The following is a 17,241-nucleotide window of genomic DNA, read 5'->3' on the forward strand; positions in this document are numbered from 1 at the left end:
GACTCAAATCAGCTGATTATGAAACGTATTATATATCATTTTCTCCTACTGCTCACACTAACCAGCGTGCTGCCGGGCTGTACGGAGAACTTCCAGGAAATCAATACCAATCCCAATGCGCCGGTCGATGTGCAGCCGTCGTTGCTATTCCGTAAGATTCTATTCGATTATGGCGAGCAAATGTCTTACGAGGGCTTCGTTGCGGGTAACCTGCTGGGGCAATATTTTACGGCCATCGACTTCAATCTGTTTGACCGGCACAGTCTCAGCGAACCGCAGTACGGCGGCAACCCCTGGCCATTTATTTACACGAATCTGCGCGACAATGAGATTCTGATCCAGAAGGCCCGCACCAACGTAGCATTCGGTGTTTATGAAGGCCCCGCCCTGATCATGAAAGCGTACATGACGGCTGCCCTCACTGACCTTTACGGGGACGTACCCTATAGCGAAGCCCTACAGGGTAAAGCGGGGGTGATTACTCCCGCCTACGACACGCAGGAAGCCATATACACGGCTGCCGGGGGCATACTGGATAACCTTGACAAGGGCATTGCCTCTATCAACAATTACAAGGGGGCCACTGCTCTCGACGGCGACATTCTCTACGGTGGCAACCGTAGCAAGTGGATATTATTTGCCAATTCGCTAAAGATCAAGGCCCTGATGCGTATCTCGGGCAAAATAAACGTAAAGGAAGCGTTGCAGAAAGTAGTGACGGAAGGCAATTTCATCAAGGCTAACACCGACAACGCCGTGTACCGATTCTCGCTCGCGCAGCCCAACAACTTCCGTATGTCGACGGCCCGTATCGGCGATTATAACCTCTTTATCATGTCACTGACTAGTCAGGAACTACTCGCCAGCCTGAACGATCCGCGTGTTGGGGTATACTTTCGGTCTACGGCGGCTAAACCGGGCACCTACAAAGGCTTGCTCAACGGCCCTGATGCCTCAAAACTGTCGATTTCGGTGGCCGACTATTCACTGACAGGAACCATTTTTCGGGAGGAGTCGGACAAGCTGTATGCCAACTACATGACGGCTTATGAAACCAGTTTCTGGCTGGCCGAAGCTGCTGAGCGGGGCCTGGTGTCGGCTTCGGCAAAGGAATGGTATGAACGGGGTATTACGCAGGCATTCGACTACTGGCGAACGACGCTGCCCTCTACTTACCTGACCAGTAGCAAAGTGGCCTATGCGCAGAATGGCCAAAATCCAATTGAGCAGATTCTGACGCAGAAGTGGCTGGGCAATATCAACAATGCCTATGAAGGCTGGACCGAGTACCGACGGACTAGTTTTCCCCGGCTGAAACCCATTTCGGCCAGCCTCAACAATGGGCTGATTCCCGTTCGGATGCCCTACCCCGGAACCGAGAGTGCACTCAACGCAGTTCAGTACAAAAAAGCCGCCGACAAAACCCAGAACAACAGCATTAACACACCCGTTTGGTGGGCTACTCGCTAATCATTTCTGCATGACCACAACCCTGTTGCAATGGGCGCTGGTGCTGGCTTCCAGCATTACGTTATTTCTCGTGTCGCCCCTGGCTCGTACCGCCCCCGAATTTTTCAGGGGCACCCGCAATGAGCGAACGCCCAGCACCCTTTTTCTGACGAGTAGCCTGGTCATTTCGTGGCTGTTTGCCAAGTCAATCACCAATGCTGCTAATCTAGGGCACAGCTTCGGTCTGGTGGGGGGCGTAGCTTACGCAGGCTATTACCTGTCGTTTCTGGTAGCGGGGTTTGTGATTGTATCGATGCGTAACCAGGGCGGATACCGAAGCATTCACCACTTTCTGGAATCGAAATTTGGCGCTAGTGCGGTGGTCGTCTTTACGCTCCTGATCATGATTCGGCTCTATAATGAAATCTGGTCGAACACCATCGTGATTGGCTCGTACTTCGGGGCACAGGGCTCGACTGATTACTACGTTGCCATTTTGGTGTTTACATTACTCACACTGGCCTACACACTCAAAGGCGGCATGAGTAGTTCGATTATGACCGATGTGATTCAACTGTCGCTCTTTGTCGTGCTGCTTACGGTGATTCTGGGCTTTATTCTACCCCAGTACGGAGGGAGTCTGAAACCTTTTGTCAGTAGCGGCCGCTGGGAGTTGAATCAGGGTGTCGATCTACTGCTGGTAGCGCTGGTGCAATGTTTCAGTTATCCCTTCCATGATCCTGTGCTGACCGACCGGGGCTTTATCTCCGACACGCGTACCACACGCAGGGCTTACATCTGGGCGGCCATCATTGGCTCGCTCTGTATCATCTTCTTCAGCTTCGTCGGGATTTTCGCCAAGCTCAATAGTCTGACGGGCGAAGCACCGGTAGCCGTAGCACGGTATTTTGGCGTACCGATGCTGCTGCTTATGAACCTCATTATGGTCACCTCAGCCTCATCGACGCTCGACTCAGCCATGGCGTCGTTCTCCAAACTGATCAGTATCGATTTGAGCCGGGCTGCTGTACCAAGCGTTACCAGAGGACGCTGGGCCATGGTCGTGCTGACGGTGTTGGGTACCATTCCCGTCTTTTTCGACCCGGCTATTCTGTCAGCTACAACCATCAGCGGTACGTTGGTGCTTGGTCTGGCTCCCATTTTTTTGTGCTGGAACGTTCGGGTGCCGCGCCTGGCCTTTCATCTATCAGTGCTAGGCGGGCTGGTACTGGGTGGTTTGCTGACATTTTTCCCCTTGCCCGAATCCCTCCGGCTGGGCGATGGTAAGTATGGATCGCTGCTTAGCGTAAACCTGATCACTACGGCCTTCTGCTTTCTCGTTTTCGCAGGCAGTGCGCTGTTTCACCCCAAAAGCCATGACTGATACGAATTACCCTGATAACCAGGACCTCGGTATACGTAGCGGTAAACTGCTCGTGTTTGGAGGGTCTTATTCCAACTTACAGGCGCTGGAATCCCTTAGAACGATTGCCGACCAGCTTCAGATTCCCCCTCACAACATCATCTGTACGGGCGATATTGTGGGCTACTGCGCCCAGCCTGAGGAGTCAATACAGTTCGTAAAAAACTGGGGTATTCAGGCCATTCAGGGCAACGTAGAGCAAAATATTATTCGGGGCGAGGACGACTGCGGTTGTAACTTTACGGAAGGTGGTCGGTGTGATCTGTTCTCCCGCACCTGGTTTCCGTATGCGGTTCAGACGCTTTCGGCGAAATCAGTCGACTGGCTGCGTACGTTGCCACTTCAACTGTCTTTTCACTACGCAGATAAGTCGGTAACCGTATTGCACGGAGCCGCCACTGGCATCGCTGATTTTGTGTTCGCATCGACACCCTGGTCGGTGAAAGAAAACACTTTTGCGGCTACCGGAGCCGACGTAGTACTGGCCGGTCATGCCGGACTACCCTTTGCCGATAAGCAAGTATCTGACACTGGTATCGACCGTTACTGGCTGAACGCCGGGGTGATCGGGATGCCCGCCAATGATGGTACGCCCCGCGTATGGTACCTGCTACTCGACGACAAGGATGGCGCGTTTACGTATAGCTTTCACGCCTTTACCTACGACAACCTGGCGGCCCATCAGCTGATGATGACCAATCAACTCCCAGAATCCTATGCTCAGACACTACTAACGGGCATCTGGGACAATTGCGAGATTTTGCCGGACGCCGAGAAGGTTCTACAGGGCCGCGCTATTATGTTGTATTAGAACGATAAAAGCGGGGGATTGTGTAGTTTTACCATTTTGTACCGGTACGCCGGCGCGGGGCATCAGCCGACCGTAAAATCCGTCACCAGGCTACAATGCATCATTAACTTAACCAGTAGTACGAAAATGCTACGTTGATTAGTGAGATGGCAATTTGAGATTGTAGCTAACTTCTGTAGACAGCGTGTTTAGATAGTACATGCTGTCTCGGAGAAACGGGCGATTATTGAGGCAATGATCAAGATGGTTTCTATTAGCTACTTGGTTGAATACCACGAGTTGGGGTCTGTTTGCTTCGAGAAATCTACTAGACCGAGGTAAAATAGTGCCGACGTTGACCAGAGAGCGAAATAACTTACCCCTTTTATCAGCAACGATAGTTCCATACTGCTAAGACTTACATAAAGCAACACCGTGCCAGCCCACAACAGATATGTAAGCAGCCGAATCAACAAGGCGGGAAAGCGTACAACTCCCACTTGCTTAAGCCCTGGAGCAACTCGTTGGAGTAAAAAACAGCTCAGCATGATAACCCATATGATACTCACCCATTGAACTGAATTCCACAATATTGTCTCGCCGAGTACAGCCATAAAATCACTCATTAGGCCAAAATATAAGCTGGCAAACGTAACAAAACCGACCACCAGTAGTGTTCGAATTCGTTTATGAGCAGCGAATTGGCTTTTTATCAGTGTCCACCAGTTCCGCAACAGACTTCTCAAATACACTTTCCGATAGGTCCATTCCATCTTCTGGATGGTAGTTGGCCCACCAAAGTCATCGATTGTCTGCTGAAGGGCCTCCTCAAATGAAAATGAATCGGCCATCCGAGCTTCCACGGAGGCCACAAAATGGTCCCTCATCTCGTCGATAAAGACGGTTTCAATCAACTCACATTGTTGGGTCAGAAAGGTAACGATGAGCGCCTGTTGAGCCTGAGTCATAGCGGTAAAATTGATTAAGTAGTAGGGAGCTTACTGAGATCACTGGGAGTAAGTATACGTTGTAACTGATGGAGAAACTGCTCAATCTGAGCCAGTCGATCCACAGCGTTACCCTGTTGATCCTGGGCAATGGCATAGTATTTACGGGCACGACCTTCCACAATTTGCGTTTTGGTGATCAGCATGCCGTCAGCTTCGAGTTTGTATAAAGCTGGATAAAGGGCCCCTTCGGTAATCTTGAGCTGGCCATCGGTGAGTTGCTTAACTTTTTGGCAAATCTCGTAGCCATACATCCACTCCGTATGGGCCAGCAGTTTGAGGATGATGGCGCTGAGGCTGCCCTTTAGAAGCTGGTGCGAAGTAGTATTCATGCTCAAATATACTAAGATTATACATACTACTGAATCTTAGGTATATTTTTTTTCAAATCTCAACAAACCATCCGTTCGCGATACATGGAATTAATGGTAAGTGACGGGTTTTGAACGAAAAGGCAAAGCTACCCGTGATTTTCTCGTAGCTTCTTAAACTTCATTTCCTGATGGGCCGAATAATGAAGTTTTTCAGCGGGTTTTTCTTGATGATCTTCACCAACTGCCCGTTCTCGTAATGGTATTCGTCTTCCCGGTCATTCAACCTTGCCTGATATGTACCTTTTACGGGTGAAGTCAGAGTAAAGTAATCGCCGAAATACTCCGAATACGCCCGGTTTCGGTTCGTTGGCTCCGTGAAGAACATGTCCGAAACGGTATACTCAATACGCCGGGTTTCAGTACCCTTGTGCGTGTATTTATACTGATCGGCCGTAATCTCGTAATGGTCACCTTTCCACTCCGTCTGGGAGGAAAAATTACCCTGATTGGTGTGCGCATCAACCGTCGAGCGAATCAATTTCCCCTGTTGAACCAGGCTAACGACTTTGTAGTAGATTTTGACTTTGTAAACCAGAAAATTGACTTTCACATCGCTAATCAGCGTATACACCACGCTTTGCTTATCGCGTTGCTGCCGGTTAGCGGTCATCGTACCAACTTTAATTCCAGCTACTTCAATCGCATATTGTTTCGTATGGGCCGTATCGACAGGCGTAGTTTGTCCGTAACCAGTCCACGATAATCCCATCAGTATGACAAGGCCAGTAAGCCAACTTCGAGAGCAATGTACGTTCATTGTTGAATGCGAAAACTATTGTTCCCCAGTACTATTGGACCGGGGTCGGTACGTCGGCTGGTGGTCGAATCGTTTTCCAGATTTAAAACACCCCGTGGGCAAACAGCCGAACAAATACCACAGCCCACACAAGACGAGCGTACAACATCCTGGCCTCGCTGCGCGTACCAGCGCACATCGATGCCCATTTCGCAGTAGGTCGAGCAGTTGCCGCACGAAATGCATTGACCGCCATTTGTCGTGATGCGGAACCGGGATTTAAACCGCTGAACCAATCCCAGATAAGCGGCCAGCGGACAACCGAACCGGCACCAGACCCGACTTCCAAAAACGGGATAAAACCCGGTGCCCAGTACTCCGGCAAAAACAGCCCCAATGGCGGACCCATAAGCCGAGCGGATGCCGTAGGAATCCAGAAACCCCAACACCGAGGGCTGTCCACTCCAGTACGTGTAGAGTACCAGTACTGTCATCACAACGGCAAAGACAAGTACTGAGTGTACAACGATACGTTCCAGTTTCCAGGCACCCAGCCGTTTGTCGGATAGTTGCCGATAGGGATCGCCCAGCGTTTCGGCCAGTCCACCGCAGCCACATACCCACGAGCAGTACCACCGTTTGCCGAAAAAATAGGTCAGTATCGGCACACCCAATAGCCAGAGAGCCGTTCCCCAGACAAGCAGGAAGATGCCAAACGTACCGGCCTTAATTTTTTCATCAATACGGTAATCGAAATAAAAACTGTAATCCAGTGGCCACATGTTTTTTAAATCCTGCGCGGGCTGATGAAAAAAAGCCAGCAATTCCGGAATAAGAAACGCAAAGACCGTCTGGAAAAACATTACTGAAAGCGTACGAAACTGTTGGTAACGGCTGTGTCGGTATTTAATCAACATTCGCACGCCCATTACCAGAATCACCAGTGTGTACAACGTACCGTACACGAACCACTGGCTGGCAGGACCACCGTTCAGCAACTGGCTTAGTGGATCGAACAGCAGCACCCAATTGGTCATGTACTCCGGAAAAAAATAAAGGAGTACATAGAATCCAATCAGAAAGCCACACACGACGACGCCAATCCAGCCCCGGTTCGTAGCCGGGTCCTGATAGATGCCATTGTTTTTTATACCGGGTAACGTCCGCGGCTCTGGCAAGATGTACAGGAAGGCTCCACCCACGCACAACACCAAAATAAGCCAGAAGAAAAGGCCGCTATTATCCGGGAAAAAGCCGGTACTGGCGGCCTTCGTAACCGGAAAGGCGTAGTCCTGAACAAGCCGATTGTTCTCGTTACGGCGTTTGAAGCCTTCATTGAGTTGGGCGATAGCAGCCCGATAATCCCCAACAAAGCTGAACGACGACGCATACACGTTGCCCTGCATGGAAGCCGTAGCCATACGAACATCCTCCAACTGTTCTTTCTGGATTGTCTCGCTCAACACCTTATCTGTCAATACGTATCGACTGAGAGGAAGGATAGCCACAAACAGCGCAAATCCAATCAGGAATGCGGTGAGACCAATACGTTGTCCGGTAGTTCGCATAATGATAACGGATTAGTGCGTTGCTGAAAATAACCGATGAAACCAGCCTTTCCGGCGGTCCGGCGATCTGGCGGGTGCGTGGCCGGTCAATTGGTCGGTAAAAGACTCCGAAAATTCAGGGTTGAAATCGGCCTGCCGCAACTGACTCACTACGTTCGGAAACGGTGTCCGATCCTGAATCCAACGATCACAGACAGCCTGACGTAAACGAATTCCCAACGCATGGATGCCGACAACGGACTGGTCCGTTGTCCGGTAATTGATCCGTAGACATTGTTCGCCAGACGGGTGCTCCCAGTAATACGTTTGTTCGTCGTCGGTAAGCTGGGCGTTCAGGGTGCCATAGGTCTGGTATTCAATATCGAAGAATTTAGCCGAGTTAAAAAAGACGCCCGGGCGATAGGCCGTCCGGGAACCGCAGAGCGTTCGGGCCAGGGTTTCGCCGTGCATCCGGCCCGTATACCAGATTTGTTCGATGGGTTTGCGCAGGGCTCCATCGGTACCCAATATAGGTTGCCGAAACTCGTTGCAATCGCCGATGGCATACACGTCGGCTACGTTGGTTTCAAAATACTCGTTTACCAGAATTCCTTTCCCGAGTTCAACACCCGAGTTTTTCAGGAATGCTACGTTGGGCGTAACACCAATCCCCAATCCCACAAACTGGCAGGAAATTTCTTCGCCTGTATTCGTCACAACCGCGCGCACCCGACCCGACGGATCTGCCGCGTCAGGCCGGGCCTGAATTTCCTTAAGTTCGGTTTCAAGCCGGAGATCGACACCGTGCCGGAGTAAATGACGACCGACTAGCTTCCCTTCTTCGGCGGGTAGCGTGGAACTCCAGTAATGCGGATCGCGGACAAGCATCGTTACGCCTATGTGTCGGGAACGTAGCATTTCGGCAAGCTCAACGCCAATGAGCCCCCCGCCAACCACGACGGCCCGGTCGATGTTTTGGGTAAATTGCTCCATCCGTTCCAGATCGGGCAGCCCATATAAACCCTGCACGCCAGATGCGCTCAGACCGGGCCAGTCGAACGTAGTAGATACCGAGCCAGTAGCCAGCACCAGTACGTCGTAGTTGAGCCATTGCCCATCAGCCAGCCGGATTCGCTTCCCCGACGTATCGACCTGTTCGACATAGCCACGTAGCAGATCGATGCGATTTTTGGTCCAGAACCCGTCTTCGTAGGGTTTGGTATGCGCGTAGGTCATGTGCCCCATGTAGATGTACATGAGCGCGGTACGCGAGTAAAAATGATCAGACTCAGCCGAAATGACCGTAATACGTACCGTTGAATCCTGCTGGCGAACGTGCCGGGCGGTTGTGATACCGGCAATACCGTTTCCGATAATGATCAGGTGCTTCATGACTGCCCGTTTCTGGTGGGATTACTGCTCGTTGAGATTCCAGTTATAGTCCAGGAACTCGATGTCGGTTTTGTCTGAAATTTTCGTATTGGAATATTTATTGACCCACTTCACTACCGACTGCCCATTTTTGGTCCAGTCACCTTTGTACCAGTTGAAGTAATTAGATAGTTGAGCTTCGTCTTTGCCGATTTTGTTCTTGGACGGATTATTCAGAAAATCGCGTCCCTGATCATCCAGTTGGGCATCTAGTTTATCGGTCATGTAAGCCTCATTCCGAAGACGGGGGCACGAAATAGACGCGCAGACAAGGGCAAAGTGAATGCGAGGATCGTTAAATTTTTTACGCAGAATGCCGTGTTCGATGTTATCGAGGCTCATTTTTTCGCCACCAATCGTAAAAAATTTGGCCGCCCAGGGCGTTGTCACAAACGGAATCTTGATTTTTGAGCCAATATCCTTGATACTTTTTACGGGATAATGATCAAGAATGAGCCGAATGGTATACGCGTTGTAAGCATTAATCCAGTACGCCATCTGCTCGTTCTTGCTCCACGAAGCAGCCGGTGGATTTTTGCTGAGCACAGCCAGGTAATCATTCAGGGCTTTCCCCTCCGATTTGAAACCTTTATAATTAACCAGTCCTTTTTCGTTGACGTATTTTTTCAGCAGTCGGTCGTAGGCACTATGGTCGACAGGCGCTACCGTTGGCTCCGTAAAAGCCGTGGTGAGCAGAGATAGCAAGCCAAACAGGACGAATATATACGTAGGGTGCGTTTTCATGATGAGATTCAAATTTTCTACAATCAGATATACGCCCCAACCTACCGAATGGTTTTAATAATCATAAATTCAAACCCTGTGGACTAACTTTTCGTATGATAATGTAAGCAATCCAAAATCATAATGCTCCTTTCGTCGCTGGTAACTGCCTTACTCATTTCGGCCCCGCCCGACAGTGTTCCCAAAGCATTTAGTGTCTTACCGCTTCCACTCATTTATTACACACCCGAAACCCGGCTGGCGTATGGCGTAGCGGCTACGGCTACGTTCCGTTTCAGGCGCGACATGGATTTTTTGCGGGCAGATTCATCGGCACAAGCCAGAGCCGCCGTTCGTCCGTCGCAGATCACGCTGGGTTTTGCCTACACGCAGAATAAGCAAATCCTGTTTTACCTGCCTTTTCAGATTTTTTACGACCGCGATACGTATTACGTTAATGGCGAGGCTGGATATTACCGTTACAATTACTATTTCTATGGCGTTGGCCAGCAGGAAGTTGCGCGCGAGTTATACGGGGTGAATTTTCCGCGTATACGTATCAATGCCTTCCGGCGGATTGCTCCAGCCATAAGCCGAGGAAAGCTATATGCGGGTATTCGGTATCAGTACGAAGATTATCAGGTAACCAGCGTCGAGCCGGGGGGATTGCTGGCTTCGGGTTCCGTACCCGGCGGATTGGGCAGTCGATTGTCGGGGGCTGGACTCGGCTTGTTTTACGACTCGCGCAATGTCATTTTCTTTCCATCAAAAGGCGTTGTCGCCGACATTGCGTATCTAACTCATAATCAAGCGCTGGGCGGCAACGTCCGCTTCGGTCGATACACGGCTGACGTATCATCCTATCATTCGTTGAGTACCAAAGCAATCTTAGCGGTCAATTATTTCGTAAGTCTTACAACGGGCGAGGCTCCTTTCAACGCGTTGTCGTTGCTGGGCGGCACCAAACGAATGCGAGGCTATTACGAAGGTCGATACCGTGACCAGAACGTAGCGCTCATTCAGAGTGAAGTCCGATTCGATCTGTACAAACGGCTGGGCGGAGTCGTTTTCGGAGCCGCTGGAATTCTGGGCGATGCGCAATCAGGGCTACGGGTGAATGAACCTAAACTGGCCTACGGGGCCGGATTGCGCTTTACCATGAATCGTCGTGACCATCTTAATATCCGATTGGATTACGGGCTGGGACGACAATCGAACGGTTTCTATCTGACCATTGGAGAGGCTTTTTAGACGAAAAAGGGCTTTCGGCTCGGGGGGTTTGTCAGGAGCTGATAAATAACCTATTTTGCTTACTTATCAATTACTAATGACGTTTAGTATTATTATTCCCACCTATAACGAAGCCCAGGCAATTGGCCGGTTAGTGCAGACATTGCTGCCCCTTGGTGGTGCTTCGTTACTGGAGGTCCTGGTGATTGATGCAGGAAGCCCCGATGGCACGGCAGAGGTGGCCCGACAGGCGGGTGCTACGGTCAGACAATCGCCAAAGCCGGGTCGGGCTGCTCAGATGAATTTCGGTGCTACGTTGGCCAAAGGCGATGTTCTGTATTTCGTCCATGCCGACGTCGGTATCAATCCTGATTTCATTGCAGATATTGAGCAGGCTGTTAACGCAGGTTATGAAGCGGGTTGTTATCGGTTTCGGTTCAATTCAGACAAAATCATGCTTCGCTTCAACAGTTACGGAACCCGTTTTCCGGGCATCATGAGTCGCGGGGGCGATCAGACGTTGTTTATAACCCGCGCGCTGTTTGACCGTCTGGGTGGTTTCGATGAGTACTATACGATCATGGAGGATTTTGATATCATTATCCGGATTCGGAAGGTGGCCCGGTTTTGTATCATACCAAAAGACGTACTGGTATCGGCCCGAAAATACGACACCAATAGCTGGTTCCGGGTACAAATAGCAAACCTGACCGCCTTTTCACTGTTTTTCATGAACGTATCACCTGGCCGGATTGCCCGTACCTATAAAGCCATGCTGAACTACCGTTGATGGAAACAACCGTACTAGTAACTGGAGCCAGTGGCTTTCTGGGGGCGCACCTGACCCGCGAATTGCTGTCGCGTCGATACCGGGTAAGGGTATTACTGCGGAATAAACAGCAGTCTCTAACACTGGGTGACCTGTCCGTTGAGCCGTACGAAGGCGACGTTTTAGATAAACAGTCCCTAAAAAAAGCCGTTGCCGGTTGTGAGGCCATTATTCACGCAGCGGCTCTAGCACAGGTAAACCCGGCTCGTAATCCGGCCGTCTGGGCGGTGAATCTGACGGGAACAGAAAACCTGATTGACGTAGCCCGGCTGGCCAATGTTCAACGATTTATCTACGTTGGAACGGCCAATGTGTTTGGGTTTGGAACAAAGCAACAACCTGGAACCGAAACGTATCCGTTTGCAGGAAAGCAATATGGCTCTGATTACATCGACAGCAAACGGGCGGCCAAGGAGCAGGTTCAGGAAGCGGTAAAGCGGAGTGGACTACCCGCTATTCTGGTTCATCCAACATTTATGCTGGGTTCATTCGATGCCAAACCGACATCTGGTCGCATGCTGCTGGAACTTTACAAGGGCCGCGTTATAGGCTATCCGGCCGGGGGGAAAAATTACGTGCATGTGCGGGACGTAGCGGTTGCAACGGTTAACGCACTGACAAAAGGACGAGTAGGTGAATCCTATATTCTGGGAAATGCCAATCTGAGTTATCAGGAAGCGTTTCAACTGATGGCACTACGGATGAACGTATCACCACCGCGCTGGCCGATTCCACCCGGTCTGGCAACGCTGTATGGATTTGGTTGTGATGCTCTGACTAAGCTGACTCGCCGTCCGGGACAGCTCAATTCATCGATGATTGCGGTGGCTAATGATGGACATTATTTCAGTTCGCAGAAAGCCATTTCCGAACTGGAACTTCCTCAAACACCGATTGAAGAGGCCGTAGACGAAGCCTTTACCTGGTTTAAACGACATAACTATTTTACGCAACGTGCTGGAACTAACTAAGCAAATCGCCCCATCGGAACCTGTAGACGAACAAACGTCGGCTTCAGCTGCTGCCGTTTCTGACGTTACGGGTAAACGAAACCATAGAACCACAACCATTTCGGGGCCGTTTGCCGGAAAAGTAGCCATTGTTACCGGTTCAGAATCGGGCATTGGTAAAGCTACTGCACGGGCTTTGTGTATGGCTGGGGCTAAGGTGATTTTAAATGGACGCACGCCTGAGCGATTGGCCCAAACTGAGGATGAGTTGCTTGGCGAGGGCCTGGACGTAGTGAGTTGCCTGGCCGATGTAACCTGCCTTGAGGACTGCGAACGCCTGATTGGAACGGCTATCGATACGTTTGGGCAGTTAGATGTTCTGATCACAAACGCCAGTATTTCGATGCGCGCTTACTTTGCCGACATGACACCCGACGTATTCCGGCAGGTGCTCGACAGCAACGTGTACGGAACGGTTTATCCGTTGAAAGTGGCGTTACCCCATCTGATCAAAACCAAAGGCGTCGTTACGTTCATTTCATCCATATCGGCGCTGAATGGTATGCCCAGCGGCTCGGCTTACTGCGCGGGGAAAGCCGCCGTGGCCAATCTGGCCCACACGCTACGTCTAGAACTGGCTCACACAGGCATTCAGATTGGGGTAGTACACATTGGCTTTACGCAGAATGACCTTGATAAACGGGTACTCAATGCAACGGGCCAACCAGTACCCATCGCTCACCGGCCTCCTCGCTGGCAGAAAAGTCAGTCGGAAGTGGCCCGCATTATTCTCAATCACGTTCGCCGACGTCGGCAACGAACGGTAATTTCAGCACTAGGCAGACTGATTGTGCTGGTACATACGCATCTGCCCCGGTTAGGCGACTGGATTGTGCTTACCACGATTCGTAGACTCCGGCATTTTTATGAGTAAAATCTATTTTTAGCTAGTTATCGTATTCTCATTAACTTAATTCAACCGGTGCGCCGGTCCGACTGTATGCAGACGTATTATAATCCTGAAGACCTCAAAAAATTTGGTAAGATTGGTGAGTTTCAGAAAGAACTGGCCGACAAGTTTTTTTCTTACTACGGTTCTGTTTTTGCGGAAGGTGCGTTGACCGCCCGTGAGAAATCACTGATTGCGCTGGCGGTTGCTCATGCAGTACAATGTGCGTACTGTATTGATGCCTACACGTCTGATACGCTCGAAAAAGGCTGTTCGGAAGCCGAAATGATGGAAGCTGTACACGTAGCTGCCGCCATTCGCGGAGGGGCTTCGCTGGTACACGGCGTGCAAATGATGAACAAAGCCAAAGAATTATCGATGTAAAATAAAGAGTAAAAGAGCGAATGGGTGAACGTACCTACCGGAAGACTTTTTGCCGGATGGTTTTCACGCTGTCACCCATTCGCTCTTTCGCTCAATCAGCCTATGAAATCACTTAAAGCCAGTGGGCATCAGTTAGCCAACGTTGACGTACAACTGCAAACGCTGCAAAGCGAGGTGGCCGATACGTTGCAATTACCCCTTTTTCATGAGAAACTTCAAACCGCTGGGCTGTTTCCATTAAGTACAATCGAACCGGCTGTTTTTCAGATAAATCTGGGGAAAATGTGCAACCAGGTTTGTCGGCATTGCCACGTCGATGCGGGTCCCGACCGGAAAGAAATCATGACCCGCGAAACGATGCAGGCATGTCTGGATGCGCTGGCCCAAACGAACATTCCGATGGTCGATCTGACGGGTGGGGCACCGGAAATGAATCCGAATTTCCGCTGGTTCGTTGAAGAGGTTCGTAAACTGGGGCGTAAGGTGATGGTACGTTGCAACCTGACGATCATCGTTGCCAACCCAAAATACAATGACCTGCCTGACTTCTTTCGGCAGCACGAGGTTGAAGTTGTTAGTTCATTGCCGTTTTATAATGCCGATAAAACCGACCGTCAGCGCGGGAAAGGGGTTTTTGAAGACTCGGTTCGGGCGCTACGTATGCTGAATGCGGTGGGCTACGGTCAGCCGGATACCGGCCTGCTATTGAACTTGGTCTATAACCCCAATGGCGCATTTCTACCTGGTCCGCAGGAAAGTTTGAAACGGCAGTTCAAACGGGTTTTGCAGGACGAATTCGGCATTCAGTTCAACGATCTCTATGCCATCACCAACATTCCGATCAGTCGGTTTCTGGACTATCTGATTTCGTCCGGCAACTATGACGGCTACATGGAAAAACTGGTCAATGCGTTCAATCCGGTAGCCGCTGCTGGCGTCATGTGCCGGAATACCCTGTCGATTAGCTGGGATGGATTCATTTACGACTGTGATTTTAACCAGATGCTCGATTTAAAAGTAGCCAGCCCGGTCCAGCACGTACAGGACTTCGACCTGACTACCTTAAATCAGCGATCGGTGGTTATCAATCAGCATTGCTACGGTTGCACAGCTGGGGCCGGGTCGAGCTGCGGAGGCACTACCGCCTGACCTACAGCTGACTGACCAACGTCCGCATCAGGCGAGTCAGATGGGGTTCTGCCGCACCCGCAGCCGCTATAATTTTTTGGATGTCGGCTTTTTCCAGGGTTTCCGGTATACACATATCGGTAATGACCGATACGCCAAAAACAGCCATGCCCATTTGATTGGCGACAATTACTTCCGGCACGGTCGACATGCCTACGGCATCGGCACCCCACTGGCGAAGCATCCGGTATTCAGCCCGTGTTTCGAGTTGAGGGCCTGTCACGCTGACGTAAACGCCACGCTGGAGACGAATGCCAAGGTCTTCGGCTATAGCCAATGACTGATCGATCAGCGATTTGCTGTACGGTTCGCTCATGTCGGGAAAACGGTCACCAAATTCGGGCGGGTTTGGCCCTACGAGCGGATTCTGAGGGAGTAACAAACTGATATGGTCGTCGATAACCATCAAATCGGTTGTTTGAAAAGCGGGATTCAGACCACCGGCAGCGTTCGAAACCAGTAGCGTTCGAACGCCCAGCGCGTGCATAACCCGTACCGGAAACGTAATTTGCTGCATGGAATAGCCTTCATAGAAATGAAACCGTCCCTGCATCACGACTACTGGTTTGTCGCCCAGCGTACCCAGCAGCAATTTCCCGGAATGAAACTCAACCGTCGACAACGGGAAGTGAGGAATCGATTCGTAGGATAAGGTCGTCTCGATGGTTAGCTCCTGCGCCAGTGCGCCAAGGCCTGTGCCAAGAATGATCCCGATTTGCGGAGTAAGTTGCGCTTTCGATTGAATAAACTGGGTGGTCTGCTGAACCTGTTCAAGAATGGTCATAAACGATGTTAGGATATCTTTTTCGCAAGATAATTGTTAAGAATTAATCACACGATTTCAGTAACCGATTGTTCGCTTGTTTCGTTATTAGTAGTCATGGCACCAGAGCAACTGATTGTTTTTGTCAAAAATCCCATTCCCGGCCAGGTCAAAACCCGCATCGCCCGAACGGTGGGAGACGCCAAAGCGCTCGAGGTGTATCAACATCTGCTGGCTTATACTCAAAAGCTGGCATCTGAGTTTACAGGGCATTGTGCCGTCTATTACGGTGATTTTGTGAATGCTGATGACGGGTGGAATTCGTTTGTTAAGTATCAGCAAGTGGGTGTAGATTTGGGTGAGCGTATGCAGAATGCGTTTGACGAACAATTTCGGGCGGGAGTCGGGAAAGTGGTTATTATTGGCAGCGACTGTTTTGATTTAACGTCCAGCCATATCCACAATGCGTTTGCCGCCCTCGATACCGTAGATGTGGTGATTGGCCCAGCCACCGACGGCGGGTATTACCTGTTAGGGATGAATCAGCTTCAGCCTTTTTTATTTCAGAATATGCCCTGGAGCCAACCCGAACTCAGACAGCTGACCGAATTGGCTATTTTACAGCATAGCTTAACATATGCCCAGCTTGACGAGCTAACCGACATCGACGAATGGCCTGATTATGAAGCTTATGTCCAGAAAACAGGTCAGCCATTATGATACGTAACCTATATTTTTCGTTTTTACTGCCACGCTACGTTTGAATCAGCCAACTATTGTCGTTATCATACCTGCCTTCAACGAGGAAAATTCAGTTGGGAAGGTAATCCGTGACATACCCGCCGAGCTAGTACAGGAAATTATTGTCGTTAACAACAACTCCAACGATCAGACCGCTATTGAAGCCTCCCGCGCTGGCGCTACCGTACTCGACGAGCCGGTTCAAGGATATGGCCGGGCGTGTTTACGGGGCATTGCGTACGCAAAACAACGCCAGCCTACGCCCGACATCGTTGTTTTTTTGGATGCTGATTACTCCGATTTTCCGGCTGAAATGCCCCGTGTTATTGCCCCAATTCAGGAACAAACCGCTGATTTAGTGATTGGGTCGCGCGCATTAGGTAACCGGCAGCGGGGTTCCATGACACCCCAACAGCTCTTCGGTAACTGGCTGGCTACCTGGCTGCTACGTTGGCTGTATGGCGTTCGTTTCACGGATTTAGGCCCTTTTCGTGCCATTCGGTTTGATACGTTGTTGGCCCTGAACATGCAGGATAAGACGTATGGCTGGACCGTTGAAATGCAGTTAAAAGCGGCCAAGCTGCGCTGCAAAACAACCGAAGTGCCCGTGAGTTATCGAAAACGGATTGGCCATTCAAAAATTTCGGGCACGATTAAAGGGACAATACTGGCGGGCTATAAAATCCTGACAACCATCTTTAAATACTGGTAGTAAGGGCGGCCTGGC

At 50.5% G+C, this 17,241-nt stretch carries 18 protein-coding genes; 11 read left to right on the forward strand and 7 right to left on the reverse strand.

The window, feature by feature from the left end; translation table 11 throughout:
- Positions 1–18 precede the first annotated feature (18 nt).
- The 3 genes from GK108_RS22795 to GK108_RS22805 are packed head-to-tail and all read left to right on the forward strand — an operon-like array spanning position 19 to position 3,683.
- Complete coding sequence (locus tag GK108_RS22795) at positions 19–1,470, forward strand: SusD/RagB family nutrient-binding outer membrane lipoprotein (protein ID WP_163953494.1); 1,452 nt, start codon at positions 19–21, stop codon at positions 1,468–1,470.
- Between the two features lie 10 nt (positions 1,471–1,480).
- Complete coding sequence (locus GK108_RS22800; RefSeq protein ID WP_163953496.1) at positions 1,481–2,833, forward strand: sodium:solute symporter family transporter; 1,353 nt, start codon at positions 1,481–1,483, stop codon at positions 2,831–2,833.
- Positions 2,826–3,683: a metallophosphoesterase family protein gene (locus GK108_RS22805; protein ID WP_163953498.1), complete on the forward strand. Its 858-nt coding sequence runs from the start codon at positions 2,826–2,828 to the stop codon at positions 3,681–3,683. Before GK108_RS22800 ends, GK108_RS22805 begins: the two co-directional genes overlap by 8 nt.
- A 257-nt stretch (positions 3,684–3,940) precedes the next feature.
- On the opposite strand, the gene GK108_RS22810 is transcribed toward GK108_RS22805, so the two are convergent.
- From GK108_RS22810 to GK108_RS22835, 6 genes are all read right to left on the reverse strand, one after another.
- Positions 3,941–4,630 carry a hypothetical protein gene (locus tag GK108_RS22810; protein WP_163953500.1) on the reverse strand — a complete coding sequence of 230 codons (690 nt, stop codon included), beginning with the start codon at positions 4,628–4,630 and terminating at the stop codon, positions 3,941–3,943.
- Positions 4,631–4,644: 14 nt separating this feature from the next.
- Positions 4,645–5,001 carry a PadR family transcriptional regulator gene (locus tag GK108_RS22815; protein ID WP_163953502.1) on the reverse strand — a complete coding sequence of 119 codons (357 nt, stop codon included), beginning with the start codon at positions 4,999–5,001 and terminating at the stop codon, positions 4,645–4,647.
- A gap of 160 nt (positions 5,002–5,161) precedes the next feature.
- Complete coding sequence (locus tag GK108_RS22820; protein ID WP_317166561.1) at positions 5,162–5,752, reverse strand: DUF6134 family protein; 591 nt, start codon at positions 5,750–5,752, stop codon at positions 5,162–5,164.
- Between the two features lie 44 nt (positions 5,753–5,796).
- A complete protein-coding gene (locus GK108_RS22825; protein ID WP_163953506.1) occupies positions 5,797–7,347 on the reverse strand; it encodes a 4Fe-4S binding protein in 1,551 nt (516 codons plus the stop codon).
- Positions 7,348–7,359: 12 nt separating this feature from the next.
- Positions 7,360–8,718, reverse strand: coding sequence for an NAD(P)/FAD-dependent oxidoreductase (locus GK108_RS22830; RefSeq protein ID WP_163953508.1), 1,359 nt, complete (start codon positions 8,716–8,718; stop codon positions 7,360–7,362).
- Positions 8,719–8,739: 21 nt separating this feature from the next.
- Complete coding sequence (locus GK108_RS22835; RefSeq protein WP_163953510.1) at positions 8,740–9,501, reverse strand: DUF547 domain-containing protein; 762 nt, start codon at positions 9,499–9,501, stop codon at positions 8,740–8,742.
- Positions 9,502–9,624: 123 nt separating this feature from the next.
- On the opposite strand from GK108_RS22835, the gene GK108_RS22840 reads away from it, so the two are divergent.
- The 6 genes from GK108_RS22840 to arsS all read left to right on the forward strand — a co-directional run bounded on the left by GK108_RS22840 (position 9,625) and on the right by arsS (position 14,971).
- Positions 9,625–10,731, forward strand: coding sequence for a BamA/TamA family outer membrane protein (locus GK108_RS22840; RefSeq protein ID WP_163953512.1), 1,107 nt, complete (start codon positions 9,625–9,627; stop codon positions 10,729–10,731).
- A 76-nt stretch (positions 10,732–10,807) separates the two neighbouring features.
- A complete protein-coding gene (locus tag GK108_RS22845) occupies positions 10,808–11,500 on the forward strand; it encodes a TIGR04283 family arsenosugar biosynthesis glycosyltransferase (RefSeq protein ID WP_163953513.1) in 693 nt (230 codons plus the stop codon).
- Positions 11,500–12,510 (forward strand): NAD-dependent epimerase/dehydratase family protein, encoded by a 1,011-nt coding sequence (locus tag GK108_RS22850; RefSeq protein ID WP_163953516.1) that lies wholly within the window; start codon positions 11,500–11,502, stop codon positions 12,508–12,510. The genes GK108_RS22845 and GK108_RS22850 overlap by 1 nt, the downstream gene beginning before the upstream one ends.
- A complete protein-coding gene (locus GK108_RS22855; RefSeq protein ID WP_163953518.1) occupies positions 12,494–13,423 on the forward strand; it encodes an SDR family oxidoreductase in 930 nt (309 codons plus the stop codon). Before GK108_RS22850 ends, GK108_RS22855 begins: the two co-directional genes overlap by 17 nt.
- A gap of 66 nt (positions 13,424–13,489) precedes the next feature.
- Positions 13,490–13,822, forward strand: a complete 333-nt coding sequence (locus GK108_RS22860; protein WP_163953804.1) for an arsenosugar biosynthesis-associated peroxidase-like protein — start codon at positions 13,490–13,492, stop codon at positions 13,820–13,822.
- 102 nt (positions 13,823–13,924) lie between these two features.
- On the forward strand, positions 13,925–14,971 hold the full coding sequence (gene arsS, locus GK108_RS22865; RefSeq protein WP_163953520.1) for an arsenosugar biosynthesis radical SAM (seleno)protein ArsS: 1,047 nt from the start codon (positions 13,925–13,927) through the stop codon (positions 14,969–14,971).
- 1 nt (position 14,972) lies between these two features.
- Here the strand turns inward: arsS and GK108_RS22870 are convergent, their stop codons facing one another.
- Positions 14,973–15,794, reverse strand: coding sequence for a purine-nucleoside phosphorylase (locus GK108_RS22870; protein WP_163953521.1), 822 nt, complete (start codon positions 15,792–15,794; stop codon positions 14,973–14,975).
- Positions 15,795–15,890: 96 nt separating this feature from the next.
- On the opposite strand from GK108_RS22870, the gene GK108_RS22875 reads away from it, so the two are divergent.
- Positions 15,891–16,493, forward strand: coding sequence for a TIGR04282 family arsenosugar biosynthesis glycosyltransferase (locus GK108_RS22875; RefSeq protein ID WP_163953523.1), 603 nt, complete (start codon positions 15,891–15,893; stop codon positions 16,491–16,493).
- A 40-nt stretch (positions 16,494–16,533) separates the two neighbouring features.
- Positions 16,534–17,226: a glycosyltransferase family 2 protein gene (locus GK108_RS22880; RefSeq protein ID WP_163953525.1), complete on the forward strand. Its 693-nt coding sequence runs from the start codon at positions 16,534–16,536 to the stop codon at positions 17,224–17,226.
- The last annotated feature ends 15 nt before the right edge of the window (positions 17,227–17,241 follow it).

The sequence above is a fragment of the Spirosoma terrae genome, from assembly GCF_010435915.1.
GTDB lineage: Bacteria > Bacteroidota > Bacteroidia > Cytophagales > Spirosomataceae > Spirosoma > Spirosoma terrae.